Annotated in this window: 24 protein-coding genes; 4 read left to right on the plus strand and 20 right to left on the minus strand. The window is 70.7% G+C overall.

The window, feature by feature from the left end; translation table 11 throughout:
• Positions 1-3 precede the first annotated feature (3 nt).
• The 13 genes from ptsP to I596_RS07825 all read right to left on the minus strand — a co-directional run bounded on the left by ptsP (position 4) and on the right by I596_RS07825 (position 10506).
• Positions 4-1734: a phosphoenolpyruvate--protein phosphotransferase gene (gene ptsP, locus I596_RS07765; RefSeq protein ID WP_067646084.1), complete on the minus strand. Its 1731-nt coding sequence runs from the start codon at positions 1732-1734 to the stop codon at positions 4-6.
• A gap of 129 nt (positions 1735-1863) precedes the next feature.
• The gene (locus tag I596_RS07770) at positions 1864-2133 is read right to left on the minus strand and encodes an HPr family phosphocarrier protein (RefSeq protein ID WP_067646086.1); all 270 of its coding nucleotides are present in this window, start codon (positions 2131-2133) and stop codon (positions 1864-1866) included.
• The gene (locus tag I596_RS07775) at positions 2126-2518 is read right to left on the minus strand and encodes a PTS sugar transporter subunit IIA (protein WP_067646088.1); all 393 of its coding nucleotides are present in this window, start codon (positions 2516-2518) and stop codon (positions 2126-2128) included. Before I596_RS07775 ends, I596_RS07770 begins: the two co-directional genes overlap by 8 nt.
• 2 nt (positions 2519-2520) lie before the next feature.
• The gene (gene rapZ, locus I596_RS07780; protein ID WP_067646090.1) at positions 2521-3414 is read right to left on the minus strand and encodes an RNase adapter RapZ; all 894 of its coding nucleotides are present in this window, start codon (positions 3412-3414) and stop codon (positions 2521-2523) included.
• Positions 3408-4358 (minus strand): HPr(Ser) kinase/phosphatase, encoded by a 951-nt coding sequence (gene hprK / locus I596_RS07785; RefSeq protein WP_067646092.1) that lies wholly within the window; start codon positions 4356-4358, stop codon positions 3408-3410. Before hprK ends, rapZ begins: the two co-directional genes overlap by 7 nt.
• Positions 4359-4410: 52 nt before the next feature.
• A complete protein-coding gene (locus I596_RS07790; protein WP_067646094.1) occupies positions 4411-4878 on the minus strand; it encodes a PTS sugar transporter subunit IIA in 468 nt (155 codons plus the stop codon).
• Positions 4879-4910: 32 nt separating this feature from the next.
• Positions 4911-5231 (minus strand): ribosome hibernation-promoting factor, HPF/YfiA family, encoded by a 321-nt coding sequence (gene hpf, locus I596_RS07795; protein ID WP_067646096.1) that lies wholly within the window; start codon positions 5229-5231, stop codon positions 4911-4913.
• 145 nt (positions 5232-5376) lie between these two features.
• Positions 5377-6804, minus strand: coding sequence for an RNA polymerase factor sigma-54 (locus I596_RS07800; protein WP_067646098.1), 1428 nt, complete (start codon positions 6802-6804; stop codon positions 5377-5379).
• A gap of 182 nt (positions 6805-6986) precedes the next feature.
• Complete coding sequence (gene lptB / locus I596_RS07805; RefSeq protein ID WP_067646100.1) at positions 6987-7706, minus strand: LPS export ABC transporter ATP-binding protein; 720 nt, start codon at positions 7704-7706, stop codon at positions 6987-6989.
• Positions 7706-8308: a lipopolysaccharide transport periplasmic protein LptA gene (gene lptA / locus I596_RS07810; protein ID WP_067646102.1), complete on the minus strand. Its 603-nt coding sequence runs from the start codon at positions 8306-8308 to the stop codon at positions 7706-7708. The genes lptB and lptA overlap by 1 nt, the downstream gene beginning before the upstream one ends.
• Positions 8268-8846, minus strand: coding sequence for an LPS export ABC transporter periplasmic protein LptC (gene lptC / locus I596_RS07815; RefSeq protein WP_067646104.1), 579 nt, complete (start codon positions 8844-8846; stop codon positions 8268-8270). The genes lptA and lptC overlap by 41 nt, the downstream gene beginning before the upstream one ends.
• On the minus strand, positions 8843-9385 hold the full coding sequence (gene kdsC, locus I596_RS07820; protein WP_067646106.1) for a 3-deoxy-manno-octulosonate-8-phosphatase KdsC: 543 nt from the start codon (positions 9383-9385) through the stop codon (positions 8843-8845). The genes lptC and kdsC overlap by 4 nt, the downstream gene beginning before the upstream one ends.
• A 98-nt stretch (positions 9386-9483) precedes the next feature.
• The gene (locus I596_RS07825; RefSeq protein ID WP_067646108.1) at positions 9484-10506 is read right to left on the minus strand and encodes a KpsF/GutQ family sugar-phosphate isomerase; all 1023 of its coding nucleotides are present in this window, start codon (positions 10504-10506) and stop codon (positions 9484-9486) included.
• Between the two features lie 174 nt (positions 10507-10680).
• On the opposite strand from I596_RS07825, the gene I596_RS07830 reads away from it, so the two are divergent.
• Together I596_RS07830 and murA are read left to right on the plus strand one after the other, a co-directional pair.
• Positions 10681-10914: a BolA family protein gene (locus I596_RS07830; RefSeq protein WP_067646110.1), complete on the plus strand. Its 234-nt coding sequence runs from the start codon at positions 10681-10683 to the stop codon at positions 10912-10914.
• 86 nt (positions 10915-11000) lie between these two features.
• A complete protein-coding gene (murA, locus tag I596_RS07835) occupies positions 11001-12260 on the plus strand; it encodes a UDP-N-acetylglucosamine 1-carboxyvinyltransferase (RefSeq protein ID WP_067646112.1) in 1260 nt (419 codons plus the stop codon).
• Positions 12261-12393: 133 nt separating this feature from the next.
• On the opposite strand, the gene I596_RS07840 is transcribed toward murA, so the two are convergent.
• The 3 genes from I596_RS07840 to pbpC all read right to left on the minus strand — a co-directional run bounded on the left by I596_RS07840 (position 12394) and on the right by pbpC (position 15943).
• The gene (locus tag I596_RS07840) at positions 12394-12678 is read right to left on the minus strand and encodes an acyl-CoA-binding protein (RefSeq protein WP_067646114.1); all 285 of its coding nucleotides are present in this window, start codon (positions 12676-12678) and stop codon (positions 12394-12396) included.
• An 84-nt stretch (positions 12679-12762) separates the two neighbouring features.
• Positions 12763-13482: a phasin family protein gene (locus I596_RS18745; protein WP_223303936.1), complete on the minus strand. Its 720-nt coding sequence runs from the start codon at positions 13480-13482 to the stop codon at positions 12763-12765.
• 115 nt (positions 13483-13597) lie between these two features.
• Complete coding sequence (gene pbpC, locus I596_RS07850) at positions 13598-15943, minus strand: penicillin-binding protein 1C (protein ID WP_083965451.1); 2346 nt, start codon at positions 15941-15943, stop codon at positions 13598-13600.
• A gap of 126 nt (positions 15944-16069) precedes the next feature.
• Here pbpC and I596_RS07855 point away from each other — a divergent pair, with 126 nt between their 5' ends.
• Positions 16070-16495, plus strand: coding sequence for a protease inhibitor I42 family protein (locus tag I596_RS07855; RefSeq protein ID WP_067646116.1), 426 nt, complete (start codon positions 16070-16072; stop codon positions 16493-16495).
• 83 nt (positions 16496-16578) lie between these two features.
• Here I596_RS07855 and I596_RS07860 read toward each other — a convergent pair whose 3' ends face one another.
• Positions 16579-21534 (minus strand): alpha-2-macroglobulin family protein, encoded by a 4956-nt coding sequence (locus tag I596_RS07860; protein WP_067646118.1) that lies wholly within the window; start codon positions 21532-21534, stop codon positions 16579-16581.
• Positions 21535-21654: 120 nt separating this feature from the next.
• Positions 21655-21930 (minus strand): polyhydroxyalkanoic acid system family protein, encoded by a 276-nt coding sequence (locus I596_RS07865; RefSeq protein WP_067646120.1) that lies wholly within the window; start codon positions 21928-21930, stop codon positions 21655-21657.
• A 77-nt stretch (positions 21931-22007) separates the two neighbouring features.
• Here I596_RS07865 and I596_RS07870 point away from each other — a divergent pair, with 77 nt between their 5' ends.
• Positions 22008-22814: an FHA domain-containing protein gene (locus tag I596_RS07870; RefSeq protein WP_067646122.1), complete on the plus strand. Its 807-nt coding sequence runs from the start codon at positions 22008-22010 to the stop codon at positions 22812-22814.
• On the opposite strand, the gene I596_RS07875 is transcribed toward I596_RS07870, so the two are convergent.
• Both I596_RS07875 and msrP read right to left on the minus strand, forming a co-directional pair.
• Positions 22794-23429 carry a protein-methionine-sulfoxide reductase heme-binding subunit MsrQ gene (locus I596_RS07875; RefSeq protein ID WP_067646124.1) on the minus strand — a complete coding sequence of 212 codons (636 nt, stop codon included), beginning with the start codon at positions 23427-23429 and terminating at the stop codon, positions 22794-22796. The genes I596_RS07870 and I596_RS07875 overlap by 21 nt on opposite strands.
• On the minus strand, positions 23429-24418 hold the full coding sequence (gene msrP, locus I596_RS07880) for a protein-methionine-sulfoxide reductase catalytic subunit MsrP (protein WP_067646126.1): 990 nt from the start codon (positions 24416-24418) through the stop codon (positions 23429-23431). The genes I596_RS07875 and msrP overlap by 1 nt, the downstream gene beginning before the upstream one ends.
• Positions 24419-24516: the final 98 nt, after the last annotated feature.

Raw genomic sequence — 24516 nt, forward strand, 5'->3', positions numbered from 1 at the left:
CGCTCAGGCCTGCATGCGCTGCAGCACGCCGGTGATGCGCGCGTGATTGGTGGCGCGCAGCAGGACCGGCGCCTGGCGGCGCAGCGCGGCATGCTCCAGACGTCCGATCTGGTCGCGGACTTCCAGCAGCACGCCCGGATGCATGCTGAGGTCGGTCAGGCCGAGCGCCAGCAGCAGCGCCGTGTAGCGCGTGTCGCCGGCCATCTCGCCGCACAGCGTGACCGGCCGCTTGGCGCGCCGGGCGATCGCGATGATCTGCGCCAGCAGCTTGAGCACGGCGGGGTGCAGCGGGTCGTAGAGCGTGCCGAGATTGTCGTTGGCGCGATCGGCCGCCAGCGTGTACTGCACCAGGTCGTTGGTGCCGATCGAGATGAAGTCGACGTGGCGGATCATGCCGCCGAGCGCGATCGCCGCCGCCGGGACCTCGATCATCGCGCCCAGTTCGACATGGCCGGCGATTTCGTGGCCGGTCGAGCGCAGGTCGCGCGCGCATTCGTCCAGCATCCGCCGCACGCTCAGGATTTCCTCGACCAGCGTGATCATCGGGACCAGGATGCGCACCGGCCCGTAGCTCGATGCGCGCAGGATCGCGCGCAGCTGCGTGATCATCAGCTGGGGGTGGCGTAGCGCCAGGCGGACGCCGCGGATGCCGAGCGCAGGATTGGGTTCGTCCTCCAGCGCGAGGCCCGACGCGTCGGCCTTGTCGGCACCCACGTCCAGGGTGCGGATCGTCACCGGCAGGCCGCCCATGCCCAGCACCAGGTCGCGGTAGGCGAGGAACTGCTCCTCTTCCCCCGGGATCTCCCTGCGCTGCAGGAACAGGAACTCGGTCCGGTACAGGCCGATGCTGGCCGCGCCGCAGAGCCGTGCGCGTGCGATGTCGGCCGGCATCTCGGCGTTGGCGTGCAGGCGGATCGCCACGCCGTCGCGGGTTTCGGTCTGCGCGTCGCGCAGGCGGGCCAGCCGCTTGCCGAGCTGGATCTGCTCGCGCTGCCAGTTGCGGTAGCGCGCGATGTCCTGGGCATTGGGGTGGACGACGACTTCGCCGTGGTCGCCGTCGATCAGGATCAGGTCGCCGTCGCCGATCGAGCCGAGCGCGTCGTCCGCGCCGACCACCATCGGCAGGCGCAGCGACCGGGCCAGGATCGCGCTGTGCGACAGCGGGCTTCCATTGGTCAGCACGGCGCCGAGGATGCCGTTCTCCGCCAGCGGCACCAGCTCGGCCGGCGCGACCGAGTCGCTGACCAGGATCTCGCCGACACGCGAGGCCAGCTTGCGTTCCTCCAGGCTCGATTCGCGGACCAGCGCTGCCTGCACGCGGCCGATCACGTGGTCGATGTCCTCCTTGCGGCTGCGCAGGTAGGCGTCTTCCATCGCCTCGAACACGGCCACCAGCTTGTCGCGCTGCATCTTGAGGGCCGCGCTGGCGCGGTAGCGCCCGCGCCGGACCAGGTCGACCAGGCCGGCGATCAGGTCGCGATCGGCCAGGATCATGCCGTGCGCGTCGAGGAAATCGCCGACCTCGTTGGCCAGCGTGCCCTGCAGCTTGTCGCGCAGCGACCGGAGCTCCTCGCGCGCCAGCCCGACGGCGGCGAGCAGGCGCTGGACCTCGGACTCGACGTCTTCGGGTGCGAGCGGGCGCTCGTCGACGAGGATGCGGCCGGGTTGTTCCAGGCGCGCCCGTCCGAGCGCCATGCCGCGCGCCGCACTGCCGCCTTTGAGTACCGATCGCACGCTCGATTGCGCTCCCTAGCCTAGATTGCGGACGTCACGCGCCGCCGCGTCGCGCCATGCCTGGTCCTGCGCCGCCGCCCCGTTTCCGGCGGTCCGGCAGGCAGCGGCAGGTCCGCAATGCACCCCAAGTCACTGGCCCTCGTCGAACTTGCGCTCGAACAGGTCGATCATCGCGGCCATCGCCGCTTCCTCGTCGGTGCCGTCGGCACGCAGGCGCAGCTGGGCGCCGAGTCCCGCCGCCAGCATCATCACGCCCATGATGCTCTTGGCGTTGACCTCCTTGCCGCGGTAGGTGATGAAGATGTTGGACTGGAACCCCTGCAGCGCCTGCACGAGCTTGGCCGAAGCCCGTGCGTGCAGGCCCAGCCGGTTGCTGACGGTGATATCGCGTTCAAGCATGGTCGACGAAGATTCCCCCGCGACCGCCGCTGGCGGCGGTCTCGGCCAGTTGATCGAGCTTCTGCTCGGGATAGTTGAGAACGCGCAGCAGCATCGGCAGGTTCAGGCCCGACACGCAGTGCATGTGGACGCCCAGTCCCGGCAGGCGCTGGGCGACGTTGCAGGGCGTCGCGCCGTACAGGTCGGTCAGCACCAGCACGCCGTCGCCGCCGTCGAGCGAGCGCGCGCGGACGGTGGCGTCGCGCAGCGTCTTGTCGGGGTCGGAGCCGGCCTGCACCTCGATGACGTCCAGGGGCAGGGGCAGCTTGCCGAGCACGTGGCGCGCCGCCGTGATCAGCGCGCCACCCATCGCTTCATGGGTCAGGAGCAATACGCCGACGCTCATCGTCACTCCATTTCGCGGTGGTAGCTCAGCACCTGGCGGTAGCGCTCGCGGCAATGTTCGGCGAGGCGCTCGGCCAGGTAGACCGAGCGATGGCGGCCGCCGGTGCAGCCGATGCAGATGGTGACATAACTGCGGCCTTCCGATTCGAACCGCGGCAGCCAGTTGTCGAGAAAGCCGGCCACGTCGGTGCGGAACCGCTCGACGTCCGGCTGCTGCTCGAGCCATTCGCGGACCACGGCGTCCTTGCCGGACAGCGGCCGCAGCGACGGGTTCCAGTGCGGGTTGGGCAGGGCGCGGGCGTCGAACACGAAGTCGGCGTCGGGCGGTACGCCGCGCCGGTAGGCGAACGACTCGAACAGCAATGTCATCGAGCCGCTCTTCTGGCCCATCTCGGTGATGACCAGGCGCCGCAGCTGGTGGACGTTGATGTCGCTGGTGTCGATGACCTTGTCGGCGATCGCCTGCATCGGCCGCAGCAGCTTTCGTTCCTGCACGATCGCGTCGGCCAGCGCGACGCCGTCGATCGAGAGCGGATGGCGCCGCCGCGATTCGGAATAGCGCTTGAGCAGGACGTCGTCGCGCGTGTCCAGGAACAGCAGGCGGTAGTCGATGCCCGAACTGGCGAGGTCGGCCAGGATGCCCGGCAGCCGGTCCAGGTCCTGGCGCCGGTTGCGCACGTCGACGCCGACCGCGAGCCGCGGGTGCACCGCCACCGAATCCTGGGAGACGGCCGAGACGAAGGCCGGCATCAGCGCGCTGGGCAGGTTGTCGACGCAGTAGTAGTCCAGGTCCTCCAGCGTGCGCAGCGCGACCGTCTTGCCGGAGCCGGACAGGCCGCTGACGACGATCAACTGGGTCCGCGGGACGGGGATGGCATCGAGCGGCGCGTCTACCATGGCGGCAGGCGGCGCATCTGGTGCGCCTGGCGGTCGATGAAGGTCTGGGCCGGGTCGAGGCCCTTGGTCTTGAGCATGTGGCTGCGCACCGCGGCTTCGGCGAGGACGGCGATGTTGCGCCCGGGCGCAACCGGAATGACGATCTGCGGCACCTGCAGGTCCAGCACCTCGCGGTAGCCGACGTCGCCGGTGAGCCGGATCATGCTGTCACCGGGAACGTCCAGGCGCTGCGGCTGCAGATGGACGATCAGGCGCAGGTACTTGGACTGCTTGACCGCCGTATGGCCGAACATCTCGCGCACGTTCAGGATGCCGAGGCCGCGCACTTCCAGCAGGTCGCGCAGCATCTCCGGGCAGGTGCCGTCGATGACGTCGGGCGCGATCTGGGTGAACTCCGGGGCGTCGTCGGCCACTAGGCGGTGGCCGCGTGTGATCAGCTCCAGCGCCAGCTCGCTCTTGCCGGTGCCCGACTCGCCGGTGATCAGCACGCCGATCGAGTTGACCTCCATGAACACGCCGTGCAGCGTGATCTGGCGCGCCAGCGCGCGTGCCAGGTGGTACTGCAGGTAGGTCAGCAGCTCGTGTCCGCGCTTGGGGCTGGCCCAGAGCGGGGTTTGCGATTCGTCGGCGGCCTCGCGCAGGTCGGCCGGTACCGCCTGGTCCTTGGTCACGACCAGGGCGATCGGCTTGTAGTTCATCACGCGCTCGATCGTTTCCCAGCGCTGGCGCGAGTCGAGCCCGTCGAGGTAGCTCAGCTCCTCGGTGCCGATGATCTGGACCTTGTTCGGGTAGATGATGTTGAGATAGCCGACCAGCGACGGGCGGCGCGTCTGCGCGCCGACCGGCTCGATGACGCGGTTCTCGCCGCGCATGCCGCTGACCCAGCGCAATGCGAGGCGCTCGCTGACGGCGTCGAAGATCTCGCGGGCGGTGACTCGATCCAAGCGGCGGCTCTCTGGGGCACGGCGCGGCGCGCACGGGCCGCTTCGGCGCGCCTCAGCCGGACTGACGGGCAGCGCGTGCCCATTCTGCCAGTTTCGCGCGCATCGTGGCGGCATCGGGCGCCGCCCGCAGGCCGTCGGTGAGCCGTTCGTCGGAGAAGATCTGGGCCAGTTCGGCCAGGAGCTGCAGGTGGCCGTCGGTGAAGTGCGCGGGAACCGCCAGCGCGGCCACCAGGTCGACCGGCCGGCCGTCGCCGGCGCCGAAGTCGATCGGTTCGGCCAAACGCACGAAGGCGGCGCGGGCGGTGTCGATCTGGGGCGTGCGGCCGTGCGGAATCGCCACGCCGCGCCCGAGGCCGGTACCCCCCAGCCGTTCGCGCGCCAGGAGGGAATCGAGGATGGCCGGCCGCTCGCCGTCGTCGACGGCGAGCATGCCGGCCAGGCGGTGGATCAGGTGTTGCTTGTCACCGGCGCTGACGCCGACATGCACCCGCTCTGCGGGCAGGAGATCGAGCAGTGGCATGTGGTGGCGCGGGCGTCCTTCGCATCAGGGCATCAGGCGTAGCGTGCCGAGCGTACCTCATCGGCATGGTGATCGGCACGCTTGCCCTTGAGCTTGCGCATCTGCGCGCCGAGCTTGTCCACCAGCGCGTCCAGCGCGGCGTACATGTCGGCAGCGGTGGTCTCGGCATGCAGGGTGCGGCCACCGGACAGCAAGGTGACTTCGGCCTTGTGCAGCAGCTTCTCGACGCTGATCACGATCGTCATCTCGTTGACCTGCTCGAAGGTTCGGCCGAGTCGCTCGAACTTCCCCAGCGCGTAGTCGCGGATCGCGGGAGTGACTTCGACTTGATGCCCCTTGACGTGGATCTGCATGACGACCTCCGTTACTGCGGGTGAGCCGGGATTACCGGCATTTGCCGCATCGCGCCTTCGAGACGCGAGGCGGGCTTGAAGCTGTCGGACACGAATCGGGCCGCTAGGTTCCTTTGAAAGAGGGATGGGGGTGTTCCGGGAGGTATCAACTCAGGCGTGCGCGGTCGTTGGAAGAGGGGATGTTCATCGCCTCGCGGTACTTGGCGACCGTGCGCCGGGCGACGTTGATGCCCCGGTTGTTCAGTTCGGAGGTCAGGGCCTGGTCGGACAACGGCCGTTCGGGCCGCTCGTCGGCCACCAGCTTGCGGATCATCGCCTGGATCGCCGTGGCCGAGGCCGCGCCGCCGTCGATCGTGGTCACGCCGCTGGAGAAGAAGTACTTGAACTCGAACGTGCCGCGCGGGGTGTGCAGGTACTTGCGCGTGGTCACGCGGCTGACCGTCGACTCGTGCATGCCGATCTCGTCGGCCACGTCCTTGAGCACCAGCGGGCGCATCGCCTCGGGCCCGAACTCCAGGTAGGCCTCCTGCGCGCGCACGATCGCGGTGGCGACCTTCAGCAGCGTGTCGGCCCGCGTCTGCAGGCTCTTGATCAGCCAGCGCGCTTCCTGGAGCTGGCTGCGCAGGTAGTTGGCGTCGTCGCGCTTGGCGCGTGCGATCAGGGCCGCGTAGTGCTGGTTGATCGACAGCCGCGGCTGGCAGCCGGGCGACAGCGAGACCTGCCAGCGGCCGTTGTGCTTGATCGCATAGGCGTCGGGCGCCACGTACTCGGCCGGCGCCGCCGAATGGCCGGCGCCGGGCTTGGGATTGAGCGAGCGGATCAGCGTGATCGCGCCGTCGAGCTCGTCGGCGCTGGCGCGCAGCTTCTGGCACAGCTTGCCGCGGTCGTTGCGCGCCAGCTGGTCCAGGTGCTGGTCGACCAGCACCTCGGCCAGCGCGATCGCCGGCGTGTCGCGGCTGCAGGCTTCCAGCTGTACCAGCAGGCATTCGCGCAGCGTACGGCTGGCGACGCCGAGCGGATCGAAGCGCTGCACGCGATGCCGGACCGCCTCCACTTCGTCGGCGGAGACACTGAACAGCTGCGAGACGCTCTGGGCCAGCGCCTCGCCCGGCTCGGTCAGGTAGCCGTCGTCGTCCACCGCCTCGATGATCGCGGTGGCGATGGTGCGGTCCCGCGGCGACATCGGCGTCAGGTTGAGCTGCCAGAGCAGGTGGTCGCGCAGGTCCTCGGCTTCCGCGTCCTGCGGTTCCATGCCGTCCTCGTCGGTCGGCGTTCCGCGGTATTCGTTGTGCTCGAGCGAGAGGTCGAGCGGGCCGTCGTCGTCGGCGCTGGATTCGCTGGCCGATTCGGCCGGGGAGGCGTCGGTCTCGCCGACGTCGGCCGGCTCGGACTCGCCCGATTCGTCGAAGTCCGCGTCGCCGTCGGTCATGTCCAGCAGCGGATTGGACTCCAGCGCGACGGCCAGCTCCAGCTCCAGTTCCATGCGGGAAAGCTGCAACAGGCGGATGGCCTGTTGGAGTTGCGGAGTGAGCGCCAGTTGTTGGCTGACGCGTAGCTGGAGAGCAGGTTTCATGCGTGGATCATGCCAATCCCCTGACGAGAAATCCTAGCGCTAAATCGCGAAGGCGGGCAGGGCTTGACGTTGTCGCGGGAAGGGAACAGGCTTGGCCGTGCGGCAGGCTCGGTGGACGTGCCCGGGTCACGGCCGCACCGACGCAGCGCAGCGACAGGCGCCGCCGCACCGCATCCGGCCTGCTACATCCGGAATTCGCGGCCGAGATAGACCTCGCGCACCTGCTCGTTGGTCAGGATGTCGGCCGGAACCCCCTGCGCCAGCACCACGCCGTCGCTCATGATGTAGGCGCGGTCGCAGATGCCGAGCGTCTCGCGGACGTTGTGGTCGGTGATCAGGATGCCGATGCCGCGATCCTTCAGGTGGCGGACGATGCGCTGGATGTCGACGACGGAGATCGGGTCGACGCCGGCGAACGGTTCGTCCAGCAGCATGAAGCGCGGCTTGGCCGCCAGGGCCCGCGCGATCTCCACGCGCCGGCGTTCGCCGCCCGAGAGGCTTTGTCCCTTCTGCCCGGTGATGTGCCCGATCTGCAGCTCCTGCAGCAGCGCCTCGAGCTCGGCCATGCGCCCGGCGGCATCGAGGTCTTCGCGCAGCTCGAGGATCGCCAGGATGTTCTCGGCGACGCTGAGCCGGCGGAACACGGACGGCTCCTGCGGCAGGTAGCCGACCCCCATGCGGGCACGGACGTGCATCGGCTGGTGCGTGATGTCGACCTCGTCCAGGCGGATCACGCCGGCGTCCGAGGCGATCAGGCCGACGACCATGTAGAAGCAGGTCGTCTTGCCGGCGCCGTTGGGGCCGAGCAGGCCGACCACCTCGCCGGCCTCCACCGCGAAGCCGAAGTCCCGTACGACGTTGCGGCCGCGAAAGCTCTTGCGCAGCCCTTCGGCACTCAGCATCAGGGCGTGCCGGCCGCCGGTGGCGCGGTCTTCGGGAGGAAGCGCAGGTGCACCTCGCTGCCGGGGGCACTGCTGCCGCCTTCCATCGCGCCGGTATTGGTGTTGTAGGTCATCTGCGCGCCACGGAACTCCGAGCGTCCTTCCTGGACCACCACGACATCGCCGTTGAGATCGGCCACGCCGGTGTCGGTGTTGAACTCGATCGTCGCCGCGGTGGCCTTCATCAGGCCGCCGTCACCGTCCATCCGCTGTTCGAGCCGCGCCGGCTTGCCGGTCAGCACGATGCGGCGGACCTGGTTGTCGCCGCCGGCCCCGCCGCCCTTGGCCGTGTCGTAGAGCTTGGCCTCGTCGCCCTGAGCCTTGAGCGAACCCTGCTCGACGCGGACGTTGCCGGTGAGCGTGCCGAAGTTGGTGTCGCTGCCGGTCGCACGGCCCTGGGTCAGGCGCTGGTACTGCGCCTTGATGTCCAGCGGCTGGTTGCGGTCGGTGCTGAGGGCCAGGGCCGGCCCGGCCGGCAGCAGGACCGCCGCCAGCAGGAGGAGCGCTCGGGCAAGCGGCGAATCAACGCCGACGTGGACGGGGTTCGAAGGTGTTGTGGACATCGGAAAGCAACTCCAGGACTTTCGTGTTCATGTCGCCGCGCAGGCCGGTGCCGCGCAGTATAGAACCGGGCTGCTCGATCCGTGTGGGCGCGGCCGTTTCGAGCTTGCCGGTCTTCGGCCAGGTCGTCAGGTCCGAGGTGTGGATCGTGGCCGGCTGGATCGGCCCGTCGGCCTTGCGCTCCAGGACGACGTCGCCTTCGAGCTTCATCGTCGATCCGCTCTTGTCGATCCAGGCCGAGTTCGACCGGCCCAGCCAGGGCTGGCCCTGGTCGTCGAGCAGGGTGTAGCGCGGATCGGTGACGTAGATCGAGCCGTCCTCGCCGCGCCGGGCCAGACGCGGCCCGCTGATCGCGAACGACAGGCGGCCGGTGTCGTCCAGCGCGTTCATCGTGAAATCGGCGAGCGTGTAGTCCGAGCGGGGCGGGCCGCCGTAGGTCTGTTCGTCCACGCGCGGCCGGTTGATCCAGACCAGGATCTGGGTCGCCAGCGCGATCACGGCCAGCGCCAGCACGGCCAGCCAGTAGCGCCGGTCGGTCATCGCAGGTGCTGCGCGAGCTCGGCCTCGGCGCGCCCCTGGGCCGCCAGCAGCAGGTCGCAGATCTCGCGGACGGCGCCCTCGCCGCCGCTGCGGCGCGTGCGCCAGTGCGCGCGTTCACGGACCCACGGATGGGCATTGGCCACCGCCACGCCGAAGCCGGCCTGGCGCATGACGGCCAGGTCCGGCAGGTCGTCGCCGGTATAGGCGGCCTGGTCGGGCTCGAGCCCCAGCGCGCCGAGCAGCGTACGGAAGCAGGCCAGCTTGTCGTCCTGTCCCTGGTAGACGTGGGCGACGCCGAGGTCGGCCATGCGCTCGGTCACGGTCCGGCTGATGCGCGCCGTGATGACGGCCACCTCGATCCCGTTGGCCAGCAGGCGCTTGAGGCCGAGGCCGTCGTGCACGTGGAAGGCCTTGATCTCGTGACCGTCCTCGCCGTACCAGAGGCGGCCGTCGGTCATGACGCCGTCGACGTCGAAGACGGCGAGGCGGATACGGGCCGCGCGGGCGCGGATGTCGGCGGGCAGGTCGTCGGGCAGCATGGCGGGCGGACGCGGAGGGTGAGGGCGGCAATGGTACCCGGGACGCCGCCGGCCATGGCAACGTGCCGGGCGCGGCCGCGCCCCGCCAGGCGACGCGATCAGACCACCCGTGCGCGCAACAGATCGTGAATGTTCAGGGCGCCGACGACGCGCCGGTCGCTGTCGACCACCAGCAGCGCATGGATCTTGTGCGCCTCCATGACGCGGGCCGCCTCGACCGCGAGCTTGTCCGGCCCGATCGTCTTGGGGTTGATCGTCATCAGGCGCACCACCGGCGTCGTGCGCAGGTCGATGTCGCCGTCGTCGACCGCACGGCGCAGGTCGCCGTCGGTGAACACGCCGAGCAGGCGCCCTTCCGGGTCGGTGATCGCGGTCATGCCCAGCCCCTTGCGGGTCATCTCGAGCACGGCCTCGAACAGCGTCGCGTGGGTGTCGACGGACGGAATCGCCTCGCCGGTGTGCATGACGTCGCCGATGTGCAGCAGCAGCCGGCGGCCGAGCGTGCCGGCCGGGTGGGAGCGGGCGAAGTCCTCGTCGGTGAAGCCGCGGGCCTCGAGCAGCGCGATCGCCAGCGCATCACCCATGACCAGGGCCGCCGTCGTGCTCGACGTGGGCGCCAGGCCGAGCGGGCAGGCTTCCTCGGGCACCGAGACGTCCAGGTGGACGTCGGACAGGCGCGCCAGCGACGAGGCGGCATTGCCGGTCATCGCGATCAGCGGCACGCCCTGGCGCTTGATCAGCGGCAGGATCGTCAGCAGTTCGTCGGTCTCGCCGGAGTTGCTGAGCGCCAGGACCACGTCCTTCTGCGTGATCATGCCGAGGTCGCCGTGGCTGGCTTCGGCCGGGTGCACGAAGAACGCCGGCGTGCCGGTGGAGGCCAGGGTCGCGGCGATCTTGCGCGCGATGTGGCCGGACTTGCCCATGCCGGACACCACGATGCGGCCGGCGCAGTCGAACATCACCTGGCAGGCCCGCATGAAGTTCCCGTCGATGCGGTTCTTGAGGGCATCGATGGCTTGCGCCTCGATCGTGACCACGTTGAGCGCGCTGCGACGCAGCGCCTCGCCGTCGATCGGGGTGGGGGCGAGCTTCGCGGCGACCGGCTGGATTTGGGCGTTCATCAAGGGCAGGAAGGCAATGGAAACATCGGCATCGGAAAGGTCCGCGTTTCGGAAATGGGAGTTTTTCAGTAACATCCGCGTCCTCCATTGTAGCTGCAAGCCCGTACCTGCGCCCTAGACGGGCCCGGGTCGCCGACCGTCGCAGCCCTTTTCCCGCCACAAGCCACGCCGCCCATGGACACATCCACGATCGAGAATCTGATCCGGCAGGGGCTGCCCGACGCCCAGGTGCAGGTGCAGGGGCCCGACGGGGTCCATTTCGAGGCGCTCGTCGTCAGTCCCGCATTTGCCGGCAAGCTGCCGCTGGCGCGGCATCGCATGGTCTATGCGACGCTCGGGGACCTGATGGGTGGAGCGATCCACGCATTGTCGCTGAGGACGCTCACGCCGGACGAAGCGCGCGGCTGAGCGGGCAGCGGCGTCGCGGCACAGCCGGCGGATCGGTTTTCCGCCTTTCCTACCATTTCCTGAACTTCGGACCTCCAACCACCTCAATGGCAAAGATCGTGATCAACGGCGGGCAACCGCTCAACGGTGAAGTCATCGTGTCGGGCGCCAAGAACGCCGTCCTGCCGATCCTCGCCGCCTGCCTGCTGGCCGACGAGCCGGTCACGATCGGCAACGTGCCGCACCTGCACGACGTCACCACGACGATGGAGCTGCTCGGCCAGATGGGGGTCGAGCTGGTCGTCGACGAGCGCATGCGCATCAAGGTCGATCCGCGGGCGGCACGGCACTACTTCGCGCCCTACGACCTGGTCAAGACGATGCGCGCGTCGATCCTCGTGCTGGGACCGCTGGTCGCGCGTTTCGGCGCGGCGGACGTCTCGCTGCCGGGCGGCTGCGCGATCGGCTCGCGGCCGGTGGACCTGCACATCAAGGGCCTCCAGGCGCTGGGTGCCGACGTCACCGTCGAGAACGGCTACATCCGCGCCCGCGCCAAGCGCCTGCGCGGCACCCGCATCAACCTCGACCTGGTGACCGTGACCGGCACCGAGAACATCATGATGGCCGCGGTGCTGGCCCAGGGCACGACCATCATCGAGAACGCCGCGCAGGAGCCGGAGGTGATCGACCTGGCCAACTGCCTCAACGCGATGGGCGCCCAGATCGAGGGCGCCGGCACCGCGACCCTGGTCATCGAGGGCGTCGAGCGCCTGCACGGCACCGACTACGACGTGCTTCCGGACCGCATCGAGACCGGCACCTTCCTGGTCGGCGCGGCGATCACCGGCGGCCGCGTGACGACCAAGCGCGTGCGTCCGAAGACGCTCGACGCGGTGCTGAGCAAGCTGGCCGAGGCCGGCGCGGACATCAACGTCGGCGAGGACTGGATCGAGCTGGACATGGGCGGGCGCCGCCCGAAGGCGGTCAACCTGACCACCGCGCCGTATCCGGCCTTCCCGACCGACATGCAGGCGCAGTTCACCGCGCTCAACTGCATCGCCGAAGGCGTCGGCGTGATCACCGAGACGGTCTTCGAGAACCGCTTCATGCACGCCCACGAGCTGCAGCGGCTCGGTGCCGACATCCGCCTGGAAGGCAATACCGCGATCATCAAGGGCGTGCCGCAGATGACCGGCGCGCCGCTGATGGCGACCGACCTGCGCGCCTCGGCCTCGCTGGTGCTCGCCGGCCTGGTGGCCCAGGGCGATACCACCGTGGACCGCGTCTACCACATCGATCGCGGCTACGAGAACATCGAGGAAAAGCTCGGCTCGCTCGGCGCGCACATCCGCCGGCTTCCGTCGTAGCGGTCGCCCGGATCCGCGCGGGCAGCGAGCGGTCCCGCGGCCTCGCTGCGGGCGGTCCGCCGAAGGCCCGCAGGCGTGACCTGCGCGGCACCGGCCGGTGCCGGTACGCGTTTCGTTCCCGGGGCGCGGCGTTCTAGGAGCGCGCGGTGCCGTCCGCCGGATGCCCGAGACGTTCGACCAGGTCGATGTACTTGAGCATCGCCTCGTCGCGGCTCATGCCCTTGAGCTTGACCCAGGCTTCGTGCTTGGCGGTGCCGACGAAATCGAAGAAGCCCGGCTTCGGGCCGGACGCGTCGCCTTCGGAGCCTTGCTTGTAGAGCGCGTAGAGCTTGAGCAGGGTGTCGTTGTCCGGACGTTCGGCCAGCTCCCTGACGCGCTCGACGGCAATCTGGAAAGCGGCCTTGAGGTCGTCTGGCATGGCGGGGGCCTGCGCGCGTCGCATGGTCGAGAGGAACCGGCCGTCGATTAGAACAGCGACCGAAAAGCCGGTCAACGCGGCCGGTCAGCCCTTGCGCGCGGTGCCGGTCTTGCGGGCCGGAGCGCGTGCCGCGATCTGTGCGTTCTCCAGTTCCTTGGCGACATCGGCCAATTCGTCGCGCACGCGCTTGACCGCATGGGCGACCGGACGGCGTTCGGCGGCGCCCGTGCGCACGGCGGGCGCAGCGGCCTTGCTCGCCGATCGCTGCAGCTGATCGACGCTGCGTGCCAGCTCGTCGAGACGCGCGGCGAGCGCCTGCAGTTCGCTGCGGCGTACCAGCGGCAGCGCCGCCGTCGCCTGGTCCAGGCGTTCCTGGAACAGGCCGTCGATACGCTTCCAGAGCTCGCGGCTGCGCTCGCCCAGATCCTCGCCGGCCGTGCCGATCAGCGCACTGAAATCGCCGGCCTGCGCCCTGGCGTTCTTGCGGACGCGCGTATCGAAGTTGACGCCGGCCTTGACCAGGGTTTCGAACAGGCGCGTTCCCTCCGCTTGCGCCCGCGCCAGCGCGCCGAGCCCGGCCAACCAGATCGTCTGGCCGGTACCGCCGGTACCGCCGGCGCCGGTAGGCGTCGCGGCCGCCGGCCGTGCCGCCGGTTGCTTCCCGGCCGGTTTCCTGGCGACCGGTTTCTTGGTGACCGGCTTCTTCGCGGCGGGCCTGGCCGTGGCGGACGGCCCTCGCGCAGGCCTGGAGGAGGGCCGCGCAGGCGTGCTGGGGGAGGGACGCTTCGATCCGGATGCTGCCATCGTCGTTTCCTTGTGCGTGGACGAGCCGGCCAACGGTGGGCCGGCACGCGGCCGACCGTCGAGCGGGGCCATTGTCTGGCGCCGCATCGAATCCAGACAAGCTGCACTGCATCGTTCAGCGCAGGACGCGGATGCGGACCTGCGCGTAGGCACCGTCGGCGGCGAGCGCGGTGAGGGTGCGTTCGCCGGTGGTCGCGAACGGCTGCTCGATCGGCTGGCCGCCCTGCGTGCGGCCGACCAGCAGGCCGTCGACCAGCCACAACACCTCGCCCTCGGCGCCCAGCGCACGCAGCCGCACGCGGGCCGGCTTGTCGCTGTTGGGCGCGCGGGCGAGGGTGGCGCCGTCGCTGATGCCGTCGATCCGCAGGCCTTGCAGGTGCGCCAGGCCGTCGTCGGCACAGCCGGCGGCGAGTGGTGGCAGGCTGGCGCGCCGCCGTGTCTCGCGCGGCAGCCACGGATAGGCCGCCACCGGCCAGCGTGCGATGGCCAGGGGACGGGCTGCCCTGTCGTCGCAGCCCGGACCGAGCCGGTGGCCGCTGGCGGCATCGACGTTCAGCCGCACCACGCCGGCGCTCCAGCGCGTGGCTTCGCGCTCGGCCAGCGTCGGCGGGATCACCCCGTCGAGGATCCAGGCACGGTGCTTCTGATGGCACAGCTCGGGCTGCGCGGGATCGTAGGCCAGTCCGAGCGGCCAGCAGATCTCGACCTGGCTCACCGTCGAGGGCGGCGGCTGCGGTGCCGGCGCGACGCTGGCGCGCGGCAGGCTGTCGATCGCCTGGAACAGCAGCGGCAGCGCCGTGATCGCGCCGTACTGGCCGGGCAGCGGCGTCCCGTCGGGGCGGCCGATCCAGACGCCCACCGTGTACTGGCGCGTCGTGCCGAGCGCCCAGGCATCGCGGAAGCCGTAGCTGGTGCCGGTCTTCCAGGCCACGCGCGGGCGCGAACCGGTGTCGAAGCTGCCACTGGCATAGCCGGGTCGCGGATTGGCCTCGAGCATCTCACGAACGATCCAGGCGGCGCCTTCGGAAAGCACGCGCCGGTCGATCGCCGGCGCGTCGTGCAGGTAGCGCACGCGGCCGGCGACGCCGCCACGGTTGAAGGCGGCATAGGCCCCGACCAGGTCTTCCAGCCGCGCTCCGGCGCCGCCGAGGATCATCGACAGGTTGGGCGCGGCGCCACGCGGCAGCCGCAGCGTGATGCCGGCGTGCTCCAGGCGCGCGGCGAAACGCGCCGGCGTGAGGCGATCGAGCAGCTCGACGGCGGGGATGTTCAGCGACAGCCGCAGCGCCTGCGCGGCCGAGACCGGACCGTTGAAGGCCATGTCGAAGTTGCCGGGCCGGTAGCCGCCGAAGGCCTGCGGCGCGTCGACCAGCAGGCTTTCCGAATGGATCAGGCCATCGTCGAGCGCCAGGCCGTAGAGGAACGGCTTGAGCGTCGAGCCGGGCGAGCGCCAGGCGCGCACCATGTCGACGTGGCCCAGCCGCGCCTCGCTGCCGAACGCGCCGGAGCCGACATACGCGAGTGCGTCCAGCGAGGCGTTGTCGACGACCAGCAGCGCCGCCGACGTGCGCTCGGGCAGGCGTGCCAGGTAGTCGGCGACGCGGGCTTCCAGCGCGCGTTGCAGCCCGGCGTCGATCGTCGACGCCAGCCGGCGCTCACCCGGCCGTGCCGTGCGCAGGCGTTCGGCCAGCAGGGCCGCGGTCATCGGTGGCTGCAGCGAGCGCGAGGCGACCGTCTCGATGCGGGCATCGGCGACCTCGCCGGCGCTCCAGACACCGAGCCGCGCCATCCGGTCGAGCACCTTGTCGCGGTAGGCGCGGGCGACGTCCGGATTGCGGTCCGGGCGCAATCGTGTCGGCGCCTGCGGCAGGACCGCGAGCAGGGCCGCCTCGGCGCGCGAGAGGCGCTGCGCCGATTTGCCGAGGTAGGCCCAGGCGGCGGCCTCGACGCCTTCGATGGTGCCGCCGAACGGCGCGTGGTTGAGGTAGAGCGTCAGGATCTCGCGCTTGGACAGGTGCAGCTCCAACTGCAGCGCGCGTGCGATCTGGCGCAGCTTGCCGCCGAGGTCGTGCGGCGTGCCGTCGAGGATGCGCGCCACCTGCATCGTCAGCGTCGAGCCGCCCGAGACCATGCGCCGGTGGCGCAGGCCCTGGCCGGCGGCACGTGCCAGTGCCAGCGGGTTGACGCCGGGATGGTGCGCGAACCAGCGGTCCTCGTAGGTCAGCAGGGCCTCGACGTAGAGCGGCGAGACCTGCTCGGGCGTGACCGGATAGCGCCACACGCCGTCGCGGTCCGGGAAGGCGCGCAACGGCTGCCCGTCGCGCGCCAGCACGATCGCGCCCGCGCCGGAGGCATCGGGCAGCGGCAGCGGAAAGCAGCGGTCCAGCACCGCCAGTACCGCGGCTACCAGCACGACCAGCAGCAGCCCACGCCGCAGCCGGCGTCGCCACGCTAGCGGCATCGGCGGCTCCGCGCGGCGGGGGCCTCAGGTTCCATTCCGGCACGTCCGGCTGGGATTCGGGCGGCTGCACCGTCCAGGCGCCGTGGGGTACGCTGGCGCGGCAGCGGTCGGTGCAGGAACGGTGCGATGACCTACGGTGCGATCACGCGGTTTGCGGTGTCTGCCGTGGCCCTGGCGTTGTCCGCGGCCAGCGGGCCGGTGCAGGCCGAGACCCACGCCCTGGGCGGCGCCGGCACCCGCGAAGTGCAGGTGGGCGACGAGCTGACCTGGCGTGTCTTTTCCAATCCCAGCACCGGCATTCACTGGCGCTTGGCGGCAGCGCCGGCCGGCACGGTGCAGACCGTGGTCGACGGCCGGCGGGTGGCTGCCGATCCAGCGGACCGGCGGATCGGCGGGGGCGCCGTGTTCGAGTGGCGGTTCCGTGCGCTGGCACCGGGCGAGGCGGCGCTGCGCTTCGAGCGGATCGATGCGCGCGTCCGCACCGGCCCGGTACAGACCCAGGTCTTCCGCGTCCGCGTGCGGGCGCCCGCAGCGGGCGACGGCGGGGGCTGAGGAGCAGCGGTCGCCGCCTGCCGCGCGGCGGCCGCCGCGCAGGCGCGGGCCCGCCGCAGCGCCGCCGCCGGCCGGCAGGCGCCTCATGGCGAGGCGTTCGGCGGTCCCACGTCGATGCGCGCCGGCTCGCCGCGGCCGATGCCGCGGACCTGCGGCCGGTACATGTCCTCGACCAGCGGCGGCGGCACCAGGAAGGAACCCGGCGAAACCGCGCGCACCAGGTAGAACACCTGGGCGGTCTGGCCCTGGTCCAGGCTCAGCGCGGCGACATAGCGGTCGTCGCGGAATTCCTCGTGGCGCACCTCGGCGGCGGAGGCGCGATCGCTCAGCGTGATGCCGTCCACCACGACGTCGGCCCACTGCTTGGCGTCGGTCAGGTTGAAGTTCTCGATCTCCAGGCCACCGGGCAGCAGGTCCACCAGCAGCGCGTCGTGGATCGCCTCGCGCGCCTCCAGGCGCAGGCCCACGATCAGCGCGTCGCCTTCCTTCAGCGGGGCCGGCTCCCAGGGCTTGCCGTCCAGCGTGTAGTAGCGGCGGCGGATCCACACGTGCGTGTCGTCGTTCGGCGGTGCGGTCCTCGGCACCCCGGCGATGTCGGTGCTGAGGTAGACCGGCAGGTCGCCCTGGGGCGCCAGGCGCACGCCGGCGCGCAGGTCGGCCGCGGTGAATTCGCGGCTCCACAACTGGGCCGGCTCCACCGGCGTCGCCGCGTCGCCGATCGTCAGCGTGCCCGATACGGCATTGCCGTTGTCGGCGATCAGCGTGCGTCCGAGGCGCGCGATCGCGATCTGCTCCTGCGTGCTGAGGTAGGTCCAGCGCGATTTCGTGGGGCCGGTTTCCGAGCGGACGCCGCGTGCCAGGTCGAACACGCGCCCCTCGTACTCGGGCTTGCCGAGGCCGAAGCGGCGGACCAGCGAGATCATCAGCGCCGTGTCGCGCAGGTCCGAGCCGTAGTCGCCGAGCCAGGACGGCCGATCGACGGTCTTGGCGAAGGCCTCGGCGATAGCCTGCTCGGCACGCGGCGCATCGCCCATCAGCTTCAGCGCGATGCCGAGGTGGACCAGCGGCAAGGCCGTCAGCGACTTGCCGCGATCGTTGTCGTACAGCGCACGCAGGGTACCGAGCGGGGCGCGGTTGACGCGCGCCAGCACGTAGGCCGACCAGGCCTGGTCGGCGAAGCGCAGGTGGTCGCTGTGGTCGTAGCCGTAGTACGGGTGTCCGCCCGAGAGCAGGTCGTCGTTGAGGCGCTGCAGGGCCTTTTGCAGTGTCGCCTCCGGCACCAGGAATCCTTCCTCGCGTGCGTCGAGCATGAACTCGGTGATGTACGGCGTCAGGAACTCGTTGACGTAGCCGTCGCCGCCCCACATGCCGAAATGGCCGGAGCCGACCTGCATCGACGCCAGGCGCCCCAGCGCGCCTTCGACGCGGGCACGCCGGCTGTCGGCCGCCAGGCCTTCCACGCCGAGCTTGTCGGCCGTCGCGGTGTCCAGCAGCAGGGCGCCGTAGCCCTTGCTGGTGGTCTGCTCCGCGCAGCCGTACGGGTAGGCCAGCAGGCCCTTGAGCGCGGCGGAGAACGGCAGCGGCGGCAGGCTGGTCAGCGTCAGCCGCGCGGTCACCGAATCGGCCAGCAGGCCGTCGAGGTCGGCCGCGCCGAGGGTGACCGGTGCGAACTGCTCGAGCACGGTCGGCTGCGAGCGCAGCACCGACGGCCAGGCCGGCCGCACCGCCAGCTCGAAGTGGCGGCGGAGGTCGATGTCGGTGCCGGAGCGGGCCGCCACCGTGATGGTGCCGACGCCGTAGCCTTCCTGTGCCGTCAGCGGGAAATTCAGCGTGGTCTTGGCGCCGTCGGCCAGCGTGACGGTGCGCTTGCCGTCGGCCAGCGCCAGCGGCTTGCCGGCCTCGGCCTCGATCGCGAACACCCGTTCGGACCCCGAGAAGTTCTGCAGGTCCAGCGTCAGCTGCGAGCGGTCGCCCGGCGCCAGCACGCGTGGCGTCGACACTTCCGCCACCAGCGGCGCGCGCACGATGGTCTCGGTGTCGCTGCTGCCGTAGCTGTCGTCGGTGAAGGCGACGGCGACCACGCGCAGCGTGCCGTTGAAGTCGGGGACGTCGAGGTTGACCCGGGCCTCGCCCTTGGCGTCCAGCGCGACGGCGCCGGAGAACAGGTCCACCGTCAGCACCTTGGCGGTGGGCCGGCGCGCCTGCGGCAGCGCGTCCAGTGCCATGTCGCCGCCGTAGCGCAGCCGGGCGATGCCGCCTTCGAAGCTCTCGATGACGCGCCCGTAGAGGTCGTAGGCGTCGATGCCGAGCCGGCGTTGGGCGAAGAACCAGCCGTTGGGGTCGGGCCGGGGGAACCGCGTGATGTTGAGGATGCCGACGTCCACCGCCGAGACCGTCACCGACGCGCGGCGGCCGGCGAGCGCCGGCGCCTTGACGGTCACCGGCAGCGTGGTCTCCGGCTTCATCAGCGGCGGCACCTCCAGCTGCACGTCGACCTTGCGGCCGGCACGGTCGATCGGCACGAAGGCCTCGCCCACCGCGCGGGCAGGCGTCACCTTCTCGGTCGCCGAGCCGCCGCGGAACACCAGCGCGGTGATGTAGACGTCGTGGCGCTCCCAGGCCTCGGTCACCGGGATCTCGATCGTCGCGTTCTTACGCACGTCGATCGGCTGGGCGTGCAGCAGGGTGTCGGACTCGACCAGCAGCAGGCCTTCGCCCGGGTGCGGCGGCGTGATCGTCACCTTCAGCGTGTCGCCGGCGCGGTAGCGCTCCTTGTCCAGCGCCAGCTTGATCTTGTCCGGACGTGCCTCCTGGCCGCGGTTGTCGTCACCCCAGCTCCAGCCGGCGTAGAACGGGTAGCGCATCGTCAGCCCGGTGTCCGGGTCGTACAGCTCCACGCGGTAGTTGCCCCATTCCACCGGCACGTCCAGGCGCGTCGCCTTGCCGGCCTCGAGCGGCAGGTCGCGCGTCTCGGCGTTCTCCTGCCGTTCGGTGTAGTTGAAGCGCCAGCCGCCCTGGCTGTCGTAGACCCAGTGGTAGTCGCGGCGCTCGCGCACCAGGGTCAGCTTCAGCGGCGAACCGCCGAGCAGTTCGCCCGCGGCGTTGCTGCGGATCACCTCGAAGCCGGCGCGCGCATTGGAGCTGGCGCCGTCCTTGGGATCGAACAGCGGCCGCACGCCGACCAGCGCCTCGGCCGGCCAGAGCGTGCGCTTGAGCGTGCGCGTGACGGTGCGGCCGCCGGTCTCGTAGACGCTGCCGGCTACGATCGCCGCGATCGGCGTGGCTGGCTTGGCTTCCTCGCTGACCGTGATCGATTCGGCGTGGTGGCCCTTTTCGTCGAGCTCGACCTCGATGATGTCCTTGGCTTCCTTCGGCAGGTCGACGGTCGGATCGCCGAAGAAGTAGTCCTTGCGCGTCTCGACCGGGTGCGGGTCGGCCGTCACCGTCAGGCGTGCGGTGAAGCGGTTGCCGGCGGCCGGCGCGCCGTACAGATAGTCGGCCTGGACCTCCAGCGCCAGCGCCTCGCCGGGCTTGAGCCGGTCCTGCGAGGTGGCCAGGTCGAGCTTGAGCCGTTCCGGCAGGAACTCCTCGATGCGGAAGGCGATGCCCTGGCTGGCTTCCTTGGCGGCCGGGTCGAGCCGGAACTCGACCTGCCAGCGCCCGGTCGGGGCGTCGGCGGGGATCTCGCGCGACCAGTCGAAGTAGTTGAGCTCGCCCGGTTCGAGCTTGGCCTGCGCGAACACGCGGCCGTCGGGCTGCTTGAGCGTCAGGAACAGCGGCTGCGCTGCGATCGGCTTGCCGTCGTAGTCGCGCAGCAGGGCGGAAAGGCGCACCGTCTCGCCGGGCCGGTACAGGTCGCGCCCGGACCAGGCGAACACGTCGAAGCGCTCCTGCCGGCGGCCGCTGACCGCGAAATCGGAGAGATCCAGTGCCGGCTGGTTGAACGGCAGCAGCGAGATGTCGCGGCCGGCGCGCGCGGTCAGCACGTGCGCCGCGTTCAGGGTGTAGGCCAGCAGTGCGTTGCCGTTGCCGTCGGTGGTGCCGCTGGCGACGGTCTCGCCCTTGGCATCGATCACCGCGACCTCCACGCCGCCGGTGGCACCGCCGGTCTTCAGCGACGCGGCATGGACGAACAGCGTGTCGGCGTAGGCGCGCGTGTGCAGGCCGATGTCGCTGACGAAGAAGAAGCTCGTCTCGTACTCCTCGCCGAAGCTGCCGGCGCGCTTCATCACGGCGAAGTAGAGGCCCGGCTGGGCCAGCTCGGCGATGTTCTGGATCGGCAGGTACGACAGCGTGCGCTCGTTCTGCCGGCCGCCGAGCGCGAAGCGGTTGGCGTAGACCGACTCGGCGATCCGTGCCACCGGCTTGCCCTTCTGGCCGTACCAGCCGTAGCGCGGGTCCAGCTCCCAGGCCGAGCGCCGGGCGTTGCGCTGGTAGGCGGCGAAGAAGTTCGGTATCTCCTTGTCGGCGACGCGCAGGAACTCGACGTCGACCTCGGCCACGTTGACCGAGACCACCGGCAGGCCGCGCGTCTCGCGGGCGGGCAGCACACTGCCCTGCGAGGCGAAGCCCACCGCCGGCTCCAGCGGCCCGGTGTAGACCGACTTCTCGGTCGGCTGGCCGAGCGTGCTGCCGTCGGCGGCACCGAGGTCCGGCTTGATGCGCACGCTGTAGTGGGCGTCGGCCTGGACGAACGGAAAGCGCAGCGTCTTGCCGTCCTCGTCGAGCGCCCAGCTGCCGGTGATCGTCTCGCCCTTGGCGCCGGTCACCTCGATCAGGCTGTCGAAGGCCTGCGATCCGGTCAGCGGCCGCGTGAACTCCAGCGTGAGCGCCAGCTGTCCCTGGTAGGGCTCGGCGCGTGCCGAGGCGACCGCGAAGCTCTCGGCTGCGGTGGCCGGCTCGGCGGCGACCGGCTTGCGGTCTTGCACCTCCGGAACGCCTTGCGGCGGCTTGCTGCAGGCGGCCAGCACGGCCAGCAGCGACGACAGCACAACGATCACGCAACGGCGCAGCGGCGAAACCGGCAGCCAGGCTCTCATCCGTAGACCCTCCCAGAACAGTGGGCGCGAGTATAGCGAGGCGTTGTGGCGGACTCCGGGCACTGCGTGGCGGTCCGCGGCCGGCGTGGAGCCGGCCGCGGCGGAGCGGTTCGCCGGCCGTCAGGCCAGGTGTTCGTCGAGGTAGCGCACGATCTCGCGCTCGATCAGCGGCTTCATCGCGCCCATCAGCAGGCCGAGCTCGGCCGTCACGCGAACCTCATGGTCCGATACCGCGATGCGGCCGCGCACGCCGCTGCGTTCGAACGCGAGCGTATCGCCGTCCCAGCGATGGCAGACGCCGAACTGGCCGCCGAGCGAACAGGCCAGGCGATCGACCGCGGCCTGCACGTCCTGGCGGCTGCGCTGATGCGGTCGGACGATGTCGATGCGGCTCATGCCGAGGCTCCTGGAACGAGGGATGCGGGCCGGCATGCTGTGCTAAATTTCGCGCCAATGACAAGCCTGGATGGCCGATGCGCCTGAGTTTCCCGAACGGCGAGCACCGCGACGTCGTCGTCACCGCCGGCGCCGTCACGCTCGGAAGTGCGCAAGGCAATACGATCGTGATCGCGGCTGACGGCGTCCTGGCCTGGCATGCCCGCGTCACTGCCGATGCCCGCGGCCTGGTGCTCGACGTGCTCGACGGCGCTGCGCGCACTCACGTCAACGCCCGCCCGGTGCGCGAGAAGGCCCTGCTGCGGCTGGGCGACACCGTCTGTCTCGACCGCGTCGCGTTCCTGGTCAAGCCCGATCGCGATACCGACGTCGACGCCGATCTGACGGCCCTCGACGATGCGGATGCGTCCGGTCCGGTGGCGCGTGTCGCGCTGCGTGGGATCTCCGGCTCGTGGTTCGGCAAGTCGATCGCGATCAACCCGCGGCTGGTGATCGGCTCGGCGCCCGGCAACGACCTGGTCATCGACGAGGCCGGCGTCGAGCCGCTGCACGCGACGATCCTGCTGAGCGGCCAGCGCATCGTGCTGCGCAGCCAGGAGCCGGCCGGTGCACAGGTGAACGGCGTGCCGGTCGCCGCCGCGGTGCTGCAGTCGGGCGACCAGGTCGTCTTCGGCCGCAACCGGTTCCTGGTCGAGGCGCCCGGCCTGCCGGCGGTCGACCAGCTCAGCCGCACGCCGCTGGTGCCGCAGCCGGTGATCGACGGCAGCCGCCTGGATGCGTCCGACGGCGACACGGAAGCCACGCGCAGCGGCCTGTGGTGGCTGATCGGCGGCGGCGCGCTGATCGGCCTGGCGCTGGCCTTGCTACTGCTGCTGGGCACCTGAGCCGCGCACTCCGGCCTGGCGCAGCCAGCCAGGCACGCGCGCGGCCAGCAGCACGGCCAGGACGGCGGCATAGATGACCGGCTCGCGCACCGCGATCGTCTCGCCGTACTTGACCTGCCAGAGGAAGTGCAGCACCGCCAGCACCGCCAGTGGATAGACCAGCCGGTGCAGCTGCTGCCAGTGCCGGCCGAGCCGCCGCATCATCGCGCGGGTCGAGGTGGCCGCCAGCGGGATCATCAGCAGCCAGGCCAGGAAGCCCACGGTGATGAACGGCCGCTTGGCGATCTCGGCGAGGATCTGCGACCAGAAGCCGCCCAGGTCGATCACCAGGTAGATCGCCAGGTGCACGCTGGCGTAGAAGAATGCGAACAGGCCGAGCATGCGGCGATAGCGGATCAGCCCGTGCCAGCCGGTGAGGCGTCGCAGCGGCGCGGCGGCGAGCGTCGCCAGCAGCAGCCGCAGCGCCCACAGCCCGGTTTCATGCTCCAGCCGCGCGACCGGGTCCGGGCCCAGTCCGCCCTGGACGGCCAGCCAGGTGATCCACGCCAGCGGCAGCAGGCAGGCGGCGAAGACGAACGGTTTGCTGAGGGCGATCCGGTCCAGGCGGCGCGGCATCAGTAATGGGCCCGCAGGTCCATGCCGGCGTACAGCGACGCGACGTGCTCGGCATAGCCGTTGAACGGCAGCGTCGCCACGCGGTTGCCGAGCAGGTTGAAGCCGTCGCCGGCGATGCGGCGCTCGGTGGCCTGGCTCCAGCGCGGGTGGCTGACGTCGGGATTGACGTTGGCATAGAAGCCATACTCGTCGCCGGCCGACAGGTTCCACGAGGTGGTCGGCTCGCTCTCGGTGAAATCGATGCGCACGATCGACTTGATGCCCTTGAAGCCGTACTTCCACGGCACCACCAGCCGCAGCGGCGCGCCGTTCTGGTTGGGCAGCGTACGGCCGTAGAGGCCGACCACCAGCAGCGTCAGCGGATGCATCGCCTCGTCGATGCGCAGTCCTTCGCGGTACGGCCAGCGCAGCACCGGATAGGAGAGCCCCGGCATCTCGGCCGGGCGTTCCACCGTCGTGAACGCCACGTACTTGGCCTGGGCCGTCGGCCGGAACCGCTTGAGCACGTCGCCGAGCGGGATGCCGACCCAGGGAATCACCATCGACCAGGCCTCGACGCAGCGCATCCGGTAGATCCGTTCCTGCAGCGGATGCGGCTTGAGCAGGTCCTCGAGCGTGACGCGCCCGGTCACTTCGGCATGGCCGGCGATGTCCACGCTCCAGGGTTCCGGCTTGAAGCGGCCCGAGCGCTTGGCCGGGTCGTCCTTGCCGGTGCCGAACTCGTAGTAGTTGTTGTAGTGGGTGGCGTCGTGCAGGCGGGTCTGCGTCTCGTCGGTGGCGTAGGCACCGCGCTGCGCGATCGTGAGCGGCCGGCCGGGCAGGTCGGCCGTGCCGGTGGCATCGGCGGCGGCGCTGTCGCCGGCGCGGCCGCAACCGGCGATCAGCGCGGGGCCGGCCAGGGCCAGCGCCTTGACGATCTCGCGGCGGCGCAGCCAGACCGCTTCCGGCGTGATTTCCGAACCAGGGATCGGCGGGGGCGGACGGCGCATCGGCAGGCCTGCGGAGCGACAGAAAACCGCCACGACGATACCGGAGTATCGCGGTGCGGAAAATGAACGGCACCGGCCGATCCGGTTTCCGTTGCAAC

This window comes from Dokdonella koreensis DS-123, from assembly GCF_001632775.1.
GTDB classification, from domain to species: domain Bacteria; phylum Pseudomonadota; class Gammaproteobacteria; order Xanthomonadales; family Rhodanobacteraceae; genus Dokdonella; species Dokdonella koreensis.

Coding starts and splice junctions, on each gene's coding strand:
- I596_RS07770 (WP_067646086.1), bottom strand. CDS start 2,133: ATGCTTGAACGCGATATCACCGTCAGCAACCGGCTGGGCCTGCACGCA.
- I596_RS07775 (WP_067646088.1), bottom strand. CDS start 2,518: ATGAGCGTCGGCGTATTGCTCCTGACCCATGAAGCGATGGGTGGCGCG.
- rapZ (WP_067646090.1), bottom strand. CDS start 3,414: ATGGTAGACGCGCCGCTCGATGCCATCCCCGTCCCGCGGACCCAGTTG.
- I596_RS07790 (WP_067646094.1), bottom strand. CDS start 4,878: ATGCCACTGCTCGATCTCCTGCCCGCAGAGCGGGTGCATGTCGGCGTC.
- hpf (WP_067646096.1), bottom strand. CDS start 5,231: ATGCAGATCCACGTCAAGGGGCATCAAGTCGAAGTCACTCCCGCGATC.
- I596_RS07800 (WP_067646098.1), bottom strand. CDS start 6,804: ATGAAACCTGCTCTCCAGCTACGCGTCAGCCAACAACTGGCGCTCACT.
- lptB (WP_067646100.1), bottom strand. CDS start 7,706: ATGCTGAGTGCCGAAGGGCTGCGCAAGAGCTTTCGCGGCCGCAACGTC.
- lptA (WP_067646102.1), bottom strand. CDS start 8,308: ATGTCCACAACACCTTCGAACCCCGTCCACGTCGGCGTTGATTCGCCG.
- lptC (WP_067646104.1), bottom strand. CDS start 8,846: ATGACCGACCGGCGCTACTGGCTGGCCGTGCTGGCGCTGGCCGTGATC.
- kdsC (WP_067646106.1), bottom strand. CDS start 9,385: ATGCTGCCCGACGACCTGCCCGCCGACATCCGCGCCCGCGCGGCCCGT.
- I596_RS07825 (WP_067646108.1), bottom strand. CDS start 10,506: ATGAACGCCCAAATCCAGCCGGTCGCCGCGAAGCTCGCCCCCACCCCG.
- I596_RS07830 (WP_067646110.1), top strand. CDS start 10,681: ATGGACACATCCACGATCGAGAATCTGATCCGGCAGGGGCTGCCCGAC.
- murA (WP_067646112.1), top strand. CDS start 11,001: ATGGCAAAGATCGTGATCAACGGCGGGCAACCGCTCAACGGTGAAGTC.
- I596_RS07840 (WP_067646114.1), bottom strand. CDS start 12,678: ATGCCAGACGACCTCAAGGCCGCTTTCCAGATTGCCGTCGAGCGCGTC.
- I596_RS18745 (WP_223303936.1), bottom strand. CDS start 13,482: ATGGCAGCATCCGGATCGAAGCGTCCCTCCCCCAGCACGCCTGCGCGG.
- pbpC (WP_083965451.1), bottom strand. CDS start 15,943: ATGCCGCTAGCGTGGCGACGCCGGCTGCGGCGTGGGCTGCTGCTGGTC.
- I596_RS07855 (WP_067646116.1), top strand. CDS start 16,070: ATGACCTACGGTGCGATCACGCGGTTTGCGGTGTCTGCCGTGGCCCTG.
- I596_RS07860 (WP_067646118.1), bottom strand. CDS start 21,534: ATGAGAGCCTGGCTGCCGGTTTCGCCGCTGCGCCGTTGCGTGATCGTT.
- I596_RS07865 (WP_067646120.1), bottom strand. CDS start 21,930: ATGAGCCGCATCGACATCGTCCGACCGCATCAGCGCAGCCGCCAGGAC.
- I596_RS07870 (WP_067646122.1), top strand. CDS start 22,008: ATGCGCCTGAGTTTCCCGAACGGCGAGCACCGCGACGTCGTCGTCACC.
- I596_RS07875 (WP_067646124.1), bottom strand. CDS start 23,429: ATGCCGCGCCGCCTGGACCGGATCGCCCTCAGCAAACCGTTCGTCTTC.
- msrP (WP_067646126.1), bottom strand. CDS start 24,418: ATGCGCCGTCCGCCCCCGCCGATCCCTGGTTCGGAAATCACGCCGGAA.